Origin of the sequence: Vibrio sp. V42_P2S4T144 (genome assembly GCF_009904715.1) — a bacterium.
In the GTDB taxonomy this organism is placed as follows: domain Bacteria; phylum Pseudomonadota; class Gammaproteobacteria; order Enterobacterales; family Vibrionaceae; genus Vibrio; species Vibrio alginolyticus.
Map to the genome: position 1 here is coordinate 1 of NZ_WXWS01000174.1, position 11282 is coordinate 11282.

Below are 11282 nucleotides of genomic sequence, written 5' to 3' on the forward strand. Positions count from 1 at the left end.
CATTTAGTTTATGCCGTGATTTCTCAACCAATACTCTCCGTTAATAATCTCAGCCTTACAGACTCAGAGCGTACACTCTTCAAAGACATTTCTTTTGAGCTGTCTCAAGGTGAAGTTCTTGCCATTATGGGACCTTCCGGCATTGGTAAATCCATGTTGTCGAAAGCCGTCGCAGGTTTTTTGCCGTCTGATATTTGGGTAGACGGAAGTATCCAGCTTAACAGCAGTGAAGTCGCACAAACTGTCATGCTGCAACGTAGTCAATTGCAGCGTCCCGCGGTCATTTTCCAAGATGCACTTAAAGCGCTGAATCCATTGGCGTCTGTCGAACAACAACTGTGTTTGGCATTGACGGGCAAAAAAACGCGCTTGTCTTCAGCAAACCGAGACACCGTGACGACCTTGTTGTCTCAACTCGGATTTGCAGATCCAAAAGCAGCATTGGCGCAGCATCCAAGCCAGCTATCTGGTGGTCAGCGCCAGCGTATTTGTATTGCGATTGCTTTGCTTGGTAGTGCCAACTTAATCATCGCAGATGAGCCCACCAGTGCACTCGATCCAATCACCGAAGCGGAGATCCTTGAGTTGTTCCGCAGCAGTGTTCAGCAACGCAACATCAGTGGTCTGTTGATCACGCACGATCTGTCTGCGGCTTTGGCATGTGACAAAGTCTTGGTGATTGCGGACAACACCATGGTGGCTTATGGCGCACCGTGGCAAGCCATTCAGCAAAGTTCGCATCCTTTCTGCCAACAACTTGCGCAACTGCTGCCTTAACCTCATCTCTGGAGCCTATTTTGACTAAGCACAACTTGAGCGGGCACACGCAGCCTAAATCGGCGGAAGTTCGCTTTGAGCAAGCCAGTGTTCACTATTACTCCAAACCAAGTTGGTTAGGGGGCAAACCGTTCAAAGCGCTCGAACAATTGGATCTTGCCATCGACACACAAAACATTGCGATTGTTGGTCCTTCTGGTGCGGGTAAATCGACCTTGATTGAGCTTCTGTTCGGTCTTCGTAAGCCCACATCTGGTGAAGTGTATGTGTGTGGCTATCCGCTATCGCGTAGCTCGGCTAAGCAGCGCCAAGAGTTGTGTCAGCACATTCAACTGATTCCGCAAGAGCCGCAGTCTAGCTTGAATCCGTACTACACCGTTCGCCAGATCTTACTGGAGCCGCTAAGCAACATTGGTTTGACGCAAGAGCTTAACGAGAAGGTGGAAAAGGTTTTGACGGATGTCGGTTTGGATCTCACATTGCTGGATCGTAACCCGCAGCAATTATCAGTTGGGCAAGCTCAACGTGTGGCTATCGCCAGAGCTTTGATTGTTGAGCCTTGCGTGTTGGTTGCCGATGAGCCAACCAGTAGCTTAGACCCCGTCAGTCGTAAACAGATTCTCGACTTGTTGGCAGGCATTCAAAAGAGTCGTCAGATGCGCTTGATTTTGGTGACACATGACCTCGATGCGGCACAAACCCTATGCGATGAAATCCTAGTGTTAGACAAAGGACGCGTTGTCGAGCACGGCACAGCACAGAACGTGACAAATAACCCATCGCACTTGATCACGAGAGCCTTGATGAGCGCTCAACACAAAAGTAATGAATTCACAAAAACCATTGGAGAGGTTTCTTATGCACCTTAGTACTCCCAAGTTAGCTTTGTCGCTGGCTTTAAGCGCACTGCTGACGGGTTGTTTTGACTCTGGCGAAAGCAAGCCAGAAGCGGAAAAAGCAGCTGCACCGCAAGCAACGGAAATTCGCGTTGCCATGATGCAACCACCACGCACAGGTTTGTCACCACTTTCAGATGACGCGTTCAAACTGTCACGTTGGAGCACGGCAGAAACGCTGGTGAACCTAAACGATCAGTCGGTAGCAGAGCCTATGCTGGCAACAGAGTGGGAACAAATTGACCCGATGACGTGGCAATTTACGGTACGTAAGGGCGTGAAATTCCACGATGGTTCTGACCTTGATGCCAATGCGGTTGTGAACTCTCTACAAAAAGCATTAGATGCAGCTCCTAAGCCACGCATTTTGGATGGTATCGAATGGCAAGTTCGCGCATTGGACGACTTCACTGTTGAAATCAAAACGACCTTTAACGATCCACTGTTGCCAAGCCGTCTTTCTAGCCCACAGCTAGCGATCCTTTCTGGTGCTGCATATCAAGAAAACGGTCGTGTTGTGCCAATCAATGCGGGTACGGGTCCATTCGTTCTGACAGAAATCAACGGGACAACCAGCGCAAAACTGAAGCGTTTTGACGGTTACTGGGGTGAAAAAGCAAAAGTAGACAGTATCTTTGCTGAATACGTACCAAACGGTTTTGCTCGTGCTGCAGCGCTGCGTACCGGTGAGGCGGATGTAGTTGAAGCGGTTCCTGTATCGCAAATCGCGATGATGGAATCTTCACAGCTGCACGAAGTCGCCATGCCGCGTACCAACACGCTTTACCTAAACAACAAATCAGATGTGTTTAGCCAGTTCGGTTTGCGTAAAGCAGCGGCTCAAGCGGTTAACCGTGAGCAAATCATCAAAACGGTTTACGAGAACCACGCCGATTCAGCAAAAGGTTTGTTAGGTCCTGCATTGGCATGGGCTCAGCCAATTCGTGATGCGAACCCTCGTATGGAAACCATGGAAATGCGCCACGCGAACGGTGAGAAGATCACCATCGGTACATTTACCGACCGTGCTGAGTTGCCAGAAGTAGCGGTGCTGCTAAAGCAACAACTTGAAGCGGCTGGCTTTGTGGTTGAGCTAGATGTTCGTGAATACGCACAAATCGAAAACGATGCACTAGCAGGTAAGTTCGATGCGTTCTTGTTGTCACGTGCAACAGTGCTGGATTCTGGTGACCCAGTAGCGTACATGCAAAGTGACTTTAGTTGTAAAGGTTCTTACAACCTAGGTCAGTTCTGCTCTGAAGAAGTGGACGCAGCATTGAAACACGCTGATCGTCAGCCATTGGGTGAGAAACGCCAACAAGCGATAATCGAAGCAGAAAGCAAAATCCTTGAGCAATACGCTGTGATTCCACTGCTTCACGAGCGTGTAATCCAAGGTGAGAGTGACCGCGTGAAGAATGCACAACGTGACCCACGTGAGCGTCGCCTGATCGACCAGTTTACTGAGGTGAACTAACTCGATGTCGTCTGTTGCCAACATGCGCTTTCGTTGGGGCGCTTGTATGCCCGAATGGTTTGCGCGTTTTTTGTCGCGCTTCCTGTCACTCGGGGTAGTGGTTGTACTGGTGGGTTTGATGCCGGATATTGCCGGTATCGATCCAAGCCAATCAATCCTCCGTGCCCGTGCGGGGGCTCAACAATTGCTGACGGCAGAAGCTCTGCAAGCAATTCGAGAAGATCTTCAACTTGACCGCAGCGCTGCTGAGCGACTGTGGGATTGGTTGACGCTTGCCATGCAAGGTGACCTAGGTGTCTCTTGGGTGAGCGGGGCGTCCGTCATGGAGAGCGTTCAACAAACCGCAAAAACGTCACTATTACTGATGCTTACAGCGTTAGGTATGGCATTTGTAATGTGCATGGCGAGCGTGCTTTACACCGTGCGTCGTTGGCAACAGAATCGTTTAGACAAGCATCATGACACGCTCAGTTCGGTGTTGGTCTCATTGCCAGAATACGTGATTGCTTCGTTGCTGATCATGGTGTTTTCCATTTGGTTGGGCTGGTTCCCGCCTTATGGTTGGCAAGGCGTGCAAAACCTCTGGCTACCAAGTTTGGCAATGGCATTGCCTGCTGCTGGCTTGTTCGGGCGCTTGCTCAATGACAGCCTCAAGCGAGTATTAGATGAGCCTTGGGTGATCACTTGGCTATCGGCAAACGTCAGTAAGTTTCAAATCTTACGCTTTGCCTTGTGGCGTGCCGTTAGTAACTTGATTCCTCAAATCGCAATGACGGTGATTGGTTTAACCGGCGGCGCGGTTGCTGTGGAACAAGTGTTTTCCATTCCGGGCATCGGACGACTAATCTTAGGCGCAGCGAAGTCACAAGATCTACCGATGCTGCAAGGTGGCTTGTTGGTGTTGCTGGTGTACTCGATGTTGATCAGCAGTGCGAGCATCTTATTGCAACGCTGGTTACTCGGGCACAGTGTCACGAGTGGCAAGTTGATCAGCAGTCACAGCACGTTCCGTTTTACCCAAAGCACCACCAAACGTATCGTCAGTGCAACAATCTTTGCCTTGCTGATTGGTTGTGCGGGATGGGCGTTAATGCGCGATCCTTACACTATCCAATTTACTCGCCTTGAATCGCCTAGCTTAGCAGCACCGTTTGGTGCCGATGCGGTTGGTCGAGATCTGCTTGCTCGTGTTGGCGGCGGTATGATGTCGACAATCAAAATGGGCATCATCGCAACCTTCCTTAGTTTGGTGATTGGTTTGCTGCTCGGCTTTGTGACTCGTTATAGCCAAGGCTTAATTGAGATTACCAAAGGTGTGCCATACATTGTGGCGGGTCTGCTGATTGCTGGTCTAACGGGGATGAACCCAAACAGTGCCTTGATTGCGATTGTTATGGTGTCATGGGCACCATTAGCAGCGCACTGTGCAAGTTTGTTGATGGAAGCCAAAGCGCAGCCTTACACGCATCTTGCGCCCATTTGGGGAACCAGTCAGTGGCGAGTACTCCGTTACTACTTGTTACCTTATGTGCTGCCGCCATTGATTCGTCATGCGTTTCTGCGTTTGCCGTACATTACGCTCAGCCTGACGTCTCTGAGTTTTATCGGACTTGGCGTTAAGCCGCCAGAACCTGAGTGGGGCTTATTGATTGCGGAAAACTTGCCTTACATAGAGCGCTCACCATTAGGTGTCTTGCTGCCAATCTCAGGCTTAGTTTTGATGGCAATTGCAGTGAATTTGATTTTTGATGACAAGTGACGAGCAGCGATAAAGCGAAGTGAGCTTCCATATCCAGATGTAATCAGTAATTTGGTAATTTAGAAAACAAAAGGATGTGTTTTCTGCCAGAAAGTACACAGCACGGTCTATGTATATTGGAAGCGCTCAATCCCCACTTATTACCTATACAGTTGGCTTTTCTATCGCTAAGCTGTTGCTAGTTAAAGAAAAGTTATACTTACCAAGGACACTTCGTTAACCAAAGGAGTGATATCCCCTAAAAATGAAAAAAGACTCAGCAAGTAAGCCGAGTCATTTTTTTCGTTAGTCTTGGTTTGTCGTACTTTTGATATTAATCCAGTAGCTTTGGAATATCGCCGCTGAAGTCGATCCATGAGTTAGTACCCAGCGTTTCCGTACCTTCAACACTCGGCTCTTCATAACGCATAACAAAGTTTTTAGGGCCGTGTGCATAAGCGACAACCAAGCCATAAGGTGCATCTAAGAACCCACCATGAGGTACGAGACCTGGGTAGCTGATTCGCCACGCATCACCATCTAGTGAGACGTGACTCAGCGTCAGTTTACCAATCACATTGTCTGGTAATACAAAGAACCAAGTCCATGGCCCACCAGACACGATGGTCATCACTTCATCGATACCTACGCCATTCTCTGAGCTATTAACATGTAACTTGCCGAATTTTTCTTGTAGAAAGTGCATAACTTCTGGAGTCATTGCTTTCATATCATAAACCTTTGGATATGGAGCAACGCCTACTTCAGACGTCGATAGGAAACCGCCTCTGTGTGCCTCTGGTAATCGGCCAGCTTTTTCGATTTGATCCAGTAAGTCACCACGGTGCATAGAAAATAGTGAGATTAGTTTTTCACTTTCTTCCTTTGTAATAGCTCTTTTTTTGGATATTTCCAGAATAGGTTTGGCTTCTTCAGGCAGCGAAACGGTACTAACTCGCACACCAATAGTTTTGAGCACTTCGTTGACCTTCTCAACGCCTTGAGTTGGCGCTCTACCATCACTGTAAGACAGAGTCAGCTGACCCTCTGTTGACATTGTTTTTGCTACGCTTTGTGCGATCGGCATAGTGGCAATCATGCTCACTAATACTAAATTGATCCATTTTTTCATCATTCGGTCTCCTGCTTGATTATAGGACGATGAGTTGTGTTTTCAGGCCTAAGTGTAGAAGTCGCGCTAAATCAGATAAACAGCACTCAGGTAAACAAATTGTTTACCAATAGTGAACTGACGATGTGGAGGTGTATCAATAAGGAGTCAATTACTACAAACTATTTCTCTTTGGTAAACAGTTAAGTTACTAAATGGAGCTTTAATTACTCAATGCGGCTGTTATGGTTAAGTCTTTAGTGCTTGAGCACTAGTAGAGTATTTATCCCCTTAAAATAGATGGCCTTGATGTGAAAAATATTAAATATCACCTTTTGTCCTTATTAGTGACAGCGCTGGTTGCAGGATCTTTTTTATCTTCAGAAAAACTATCCGGTGTAATCAATCCATTCTCCTTAACGTTATTGAGATTCCTGCTTGCAGCACTGGTATTGTTTCCTTTTATTCTGACAAAGAAACATCGCATCAAAATGGCAAAAGATGTGTTTCCAAGAAGTCTTATCATGAGCCTTTTCTTTGCGATCTTTTTTATATGTATGTTCAGGGCTTTGCAGACAACCACGGCATTAAACACAGGCACACTGTATACATTAGTGCCATTTATTACTGCCATTGTTAGTGTTTTCCTCTTTAAGGAAAAATTATCTATTCAGATGCTTGGCGTTTATTTGGTAGGGACTGTCGGGACATGTTGGGTGGTTGTGAAAGGAGATTTAGAGACATTATTGAAACTAAACCTCAACAAAGGAGATATTTTGTTTTTGCTCGGGTGTATGTCTATGGTGTGTTTTTCTGTCTCGATGAAAGTTTTTCATCGTGGAGAAGAAACCATTGTTACCGTGTTTTGTACTCTGATTGGCGGTGCCTTCTGGATGTTGCTGGCATTGTTTGTATTCCATCAACCACTAGACTGGTTTGCATTAAATGCCGAGCTTACCTTGCACATGCTATACCTCGCTTTGTTTGCGACATTGCTCTCAACCTTTATCATCCACAAAGCCACCGTTGTACTGGGGCCTGCAAAAGTGATGGCTTATATTTATCTAAGTCCTGTATTTGTTGCTTTTATCATGTTGTTATTTGATGGAAAGAGTATACCCACAGCTGTATATCCTGGTATTGCACTATCCATTCTTTCTACTGTGGTATTGCAAGTGTCGAATAGTCAGGCCGAGCGAAATCAAGTCTGTTGAAAAATCTGGCCACCTTCTCACATCTGGCCACCTTCTCACAAAGGTTGCGTTTTCATGCTCAGGTAATCAATTTGACAGGAGAAGATGAAGGCTAGTGCTGTTTGTTTTCGAAGTGTTTAACGACAAAATCAATAAAAGTTCTGACTTTTTGAGATTGCTCTTTATGGAAAGGATAAACAACATACAGTGAATGCCTATCAGCTTGCCACATCGATAAAACCTCAACTAATTCCCCAGATTCTAACTCGCCTTTAACGAATAAATCCGGCAGCAATAAAATACCATGGCCTGAGCACGCTGTTTGCTTGAGCGCTAATCCATTGTTTACGACATAAGAACTTGATTGAAGCTCGATCTCTTTGACTTCATCCTCATTTCTGAATAGCCAACGTCTTGCTGACGAAGAAAAACTGTATATGAGGCACTTATGATGAGCGAGATCTTCTGGCTTAAGAATCTCGCTGGATTTTGAAAGATATTCAGGAGAAGCGCAAAGCACTCGTCTCATATCGATAAGCTTTCGGGATCTTAAACTAGAATTGCTTAATTCTCCCCCTCCTCGAATCGCTATATCAATGCCTGAGTCGATGAGATCGACATATTGGTCACTCATGACAACTTCAATAGACAAATCAGGATATTGGTGCATGAATTCACAAATGATGGGGTTAATTTCTAAAATTCCTAACGACATAGGAACGCTTATTTTCAGTGATCCTTTTAACGTATGAGACGACTCGATGACTGACAAATCAGCATGTTTCAAATCATCTAATATGTTGCAAACCTGATTGTAGTAAAGTTGACCATTATCCGTTATGTGCATGTTACGCGTAGTTCGGTTTATCAGAGGGCTTTTAAGATAGTCTTCCAACTCATTGATATTCTTACTAACGGCTGCTTTTGACAGACTTAAATCTTCAGCTGCTGCTTTGAAGCTTCCCAGTTCCACAACCCTTCTGAAAACGGTTAGCGCCCTTATTTTATCCACTTCGACCTCATTTAAACTCTTATTGTTTACCAAAAGTAAACTATTTAGTTACTAACATATAGTTTATTCACCAATGCTAGTCAATTAGTATTTATTGTAATCACCAACACTGAGGTGTTGACCTTAAATACCTAACAGGACTAACTCATGAAAAAGATACTCGCGCTCTCGGGAAGTAATCACAGTCAGTCAATCCATAATACTCTGATTCGTTCCTTGGCTGAAAAAGCCACCCAAACTAAAGTGACCATCATCGAATTGAAAGATTTCGATTTGCCAATGTATGGCATTGATGCAGAGTCAAAAGGTATACCAGCCGACGCCATCACATTGAGACAAATGATGAATGAACACGATGCGCTGATTATTGCTTCTCCTGAGCACAACGGCTCTATGCCCGCATTTTTAAAGAATGTCATTGACTGGCTTTCACGTGTTGCTGAATCAGGTAAATCCTTCTTTGGTGACGATAAGAAACCCGTTCTTTTAGTCAGTACTTCTCCTGGACCGAATGGCGGTGCGACCAATCTCAGAACGATGGCGGAGCTAATGCCATGGTGGGGTGGCGACGTTAAAGGAATCTACAGTTTAGGGAGTTATCAGGAGAAAATTCACGATGGTGAGTTTGACGTAGCGACTAAAGTTGAACTGGAAGCGCTGATGTCTTCCTTTGAAAACGCACTATAGGAGCGTAGGTATGAAAGTGGATATTGGTATAAACGAACAGGATCGTGTTGTGATTGGAGAAGCGCTTAAACGCCTTCTGGCAGACTCCTACACTTTGTATTTGCAAACGCATAATTTTCATTGGAACGTTACTGGCCCCCAATTTCGCGAGCTACATCTTATGTTTGAAGAGCAATACAACGCATTGGCAATCGCCGTCGATGACATTGCTGAGCGAATACGAACACTAGGTGAAGTTGCGCCAGGGACTTACAAAGCGTTCGCCGACCTTAGCTCAGTTTCTGAAGTAGATGGCGTGCCCTCAGCAGAACAAATGGTGTCTATTCTTGTTCGTTCTCATGAGCAAGTGGTCAAGACTTGCCGAGACGTTCTGAAATTGGCTCAGGATGGGGATGATGAATCTTCTGCTTCATTGGTTTCTGATCGAATGCGAGAGCATGAAAAAACAGCCTGGATGTTACGTTCAATGCTGTGAGTCAAATTCGTCGCTGTATACCTTAACAATGTAACGTTGAGCGAAAGCTCGCGTTATTACATATGTTTCCTTAATTTAAGTATGTAGGTGCACCCCATGGCTGTTTTAGAAAAAGGGATTTGGTATCCAAATAAAGAAGTAAAAGACCTGTCTCATGAGGACAGCTTTGAATTGCCAAAAGTCGCTGAGCAAGGGCGTTATCACTTGTACATGTCGTTTGCTTGCCCTTTTGCCCATCGGCCTTATCTGGTGATCAATTACCTAGGATTGAATGACGCAATAACTGTTTCTTCTGTTGCAGCAAAGCGATATTCCGACGGATGGTTATTTGACGATGCTAACTCAGATCCTTTGTACGGCTCTCAAAACTTGATAGAGCTTTACCAACGAGCAAATCCAAATTACACGGGAAGAGTAACAGTACCGATACTATGGGACAGACAAGATCATGCAATTGTAGGTAATGATTCCTCTGCGATAGCAATGGAGCTTGCTACCAACTGGCTACCTTTAGCTAAGAACAAAGTTGAGTTGGTTCCAGATAGTCTGCGAGAAGAAATAGAAAAGCTCAACGAGTGGTTACACGTCAATGTGAATCGAAAGGTCTACCACGTTGGTTTTGCCACAGAGCAGGCAGAATATGATCTAGCCAGTGACACCTTATTTGATGCTATGGAGCAGTTGAACAACAGGCTAAGTCAAACTCGTTATCTGTATGGTTCGAATATCACACTATCGGATCTGTTTCTGTTACCCACACTTGTCAGGTTTGAAGCCGTTTATGAAGTTCACTTTAAGGCCAATAAAAAGCCACTAAAAGCCTTCGATAACCTTTACCAGTATATGCTGGATTTACTCAGTCATGAGAGCATCAGAAAAACGATCGATATCGAGTACATGAAGTTGCATTACTACTTCTCGCACAAGCACATTAACCCTTATGGAATTGTTCCAGCAGGACCGGTCATTAGTTGGTAAGCCAGTAATACTTTCAATCTTGGAGAAAAGTAATGAGCAAAAAAATTAGAGTCGATTTTTTTCACGACGTCATTTGTGGGTGGTGTTATGTTTTGTCACCTCGACTACGCCAGCTTGAAAAAGAGTTTAATTTAGATATCCATCATCATGCATTTGCTTTGTCTGCCTCACGGGAAGAAATGATTGGCAAGTTTGGCTCAATGAAACAAGCGAAGCAAATTATTTTGGAACACTGGGAGCAATGTGCGCGTGCCGACGATAAAAAGCGCGTAAACGTAGAAGGGATGCGTCAGCAGACGTTTGAATACCCATTTTCAACGCCAGGTTTGGTGGCATGTAAGGCGGCTGAACAACAGGGAGGATCCAGTACTTACTGGGACTATTTTGATGCTGTTACACATGCACATATGAGTGAAAACAGAAATATTGGTGATTTGGACGAGCTTACAGAAATTGCTGGTGAGGTTGGGCTGAATAAGGCTCGTTTTCTTGAGGACTTTGCTTCTCCGGAGCGACAAGCTGAGATACAGCGTGACAGAAAGTTGGCTCAAGAATATGACATCACTTCTACGCCAACGTTGGTTATCAATAAAGGGTGGGTTGTACCGGGTGCTCTCGGTATCAATACATTGCGTAAAACATTAAAAGAGCTCACAAATAAAGTTTGAGTCCCAAGAAAAGCCTTTTCAAATTTTCACAATGCCTTTTGCCAGCTAGATAGCTGGCTTTTTTCAATTTGTGTGAGTTAAAGTTATCCATCTGATGGATATAAGTACTTTCCAACCTGAATAGATTTTGCCCCAATGTGTATCAAGTCGGTTCTGGTTAAAGTTGCAGCCAGAATGATTGATGTGAGCATTATTAGGGAATTTACGGCACTAAGTGAGGTTGTTACGGAATATATTGTTATGTAAATGGCAGGTAGTATGGTCTATATC

11 protein-coding genes are annotated in these 11282 nt (G+C 45.0%); 9 read left to right on the top strand and 2 right to left on the bottom strand.

Annotation, left to right across the window (positions count from 1 at the left end):
• Positions 1–15: 15 nt before the first annotated feature.
• Genes CAG68_RS06070 through CAG68_RS06085 form a run of 4 tightly spaced genes read left to right on the top strand, consistent with a single transcriptional unit; the run spans position 16 to position 4909 of the window.
• Positions 16–777 (top strand): ATP-binding cassette domain-containing protein, encoded by a 762-nt coding sequence (locus CAG68_RS06070; RefSeq protein WP_104976471.1) that lies wholly within the window; start codon positions 16–18, stop codon positions 775–777.
• A gap of 20 nt (positions 778–797) precedes the next feature.
• Entirely contained in the window at positions 798–1646 is an 849-nt protein-coding gene (locus CAG68_RS06075; protein ID WP_161440920.1) for an ATP-binding cassette domain-containing protein, read from the top strand.
• Positions 1636–3150 (top strand): ABC transporter substrate-binding protein, encoded by a 1515-nt coding sequence (locus CAG68_RS06080; protein ID WP_053303812.1) that lies wholly within the window; start codon positions 1636–1638, stop codon positions 3148–3150. The genes CAG68_RS06075 and CAG68_RS06080 overlap by 11 nt, the downstream gene beginning before the upstream one ends.
• 46 nt (positions 3151–3196) lie before the next feature.
• Positions 3197–4909, top strand: coding sequence for an ABC transporter permease subunit (locus tag CAG68_RS06085; RefSeq protein ID WP_202599867.1), 1713 nt, complete (start codon positions 3197–3199; stop codon positions 4907–4909).
• A 313-nt stretch (positions 4910–5222) separates the two neighbouring features.
• Here the strand turns inward: CAG68_RS06085 and CAG68_RS06090 are convergent, their stop codons facing one another.
• Positions 5223–6023: a hypothetical protein gene (locus tag CAG68_RS06090; RefSeq protein WP_202599865.1), complete on the bottom strand. Its 801-nt coding sequence runs from the start codon at positions 6021–6023 to the stop codon at positions 5223–5225.
• 287 nt (positions 6024–6310) lie between these two features.
• Here CAG68_RS06090 and CAG68_RS06095 point away from each other — a divergent pair, with 287 nt between their 5' ends.
• Positions 6311–7213, top strand: coding sequence for a DMT family transporter (locus CAG68_RS06095; protein WP_053303811.1), 903 nt, complete (start codon positions 6311–6313; stop codon positions 7211–7213).
• Positions 7214–7304: 91 nt separating this feature from the next.
• Here CAG68_RS06095 and CAG68_RS06100 read toward each other — a convergent pair whose 3' ends face one another.
• Positions 7305–8204: a LysR family transcriptional regulator gene (locus CAG68_RS06100; protein WP_053303810.1), complete on the bottom strand. Its 900-nt coding sequence runs from the start codon at positions 8202–8204 to the stop codon at positions 7305–7307.
• Positions 8205–8351: 147 nt separating this feature from the next.
• Here CAG68_RS06100 and CAG68_RS06105 point away from each other — a divergent pair, with 147 nt between their 5' ends.
• The 4 genes from CAG68_RS06105 to CAG68_RS06120 all read left to right on the top strand — a co-directional run bounded on the left by CAG68_RS06105 (position 8352) and on the right by CAG68_RS06120 (position 11012).
• The gene (locus CAG68_RS06105; protein WP_053303809.1) at positions 8352–8891 is read left to right on the top strand and encodes an NADPH-dependent FMN reductase; all 540 of its coding nucleotides are present in this window, start codon (positions 8352–8354) and stop codon (positions 8889–8891) included.
• A 10-nt stretch (positions 8892–8901) separates the two neighbouring features.
• Positions 8902–9366, top strand: coding sequence for a Dps family protein (locus CAG68_RS06110; RefSeq protein WP_053303808.1), 465 nt, complete (start codon positions 8902–8904; stop codon positions 9364–9366).
• Positions 9367–9462: 96 nt separating this feature from the next.
• Positions 9463–10344 (top strand): glutathione S-transferase C-terminal domain-containing protein, encoded by an 882-nt coding sequence (locus CAG68_RS06115; RefSeq protein WP_053303807.1) that lies wholly within the window; start codon positions 9463–9465, stop codon positions 10342–10344.
• Between the two features lie 32 nt (positions 10345–10376).
• Positions 10377–11012, top strand: a complete 636-nt coding sequence (locus CAG68_RS06120; RefSeq protein ID WP_161440922.1) for a DsbA family protein — start codon at positions 10377–10379, stop codon at positions 11010–11012.
• Positions 11013–11282 lie beyond the last annotated feature (270 nt).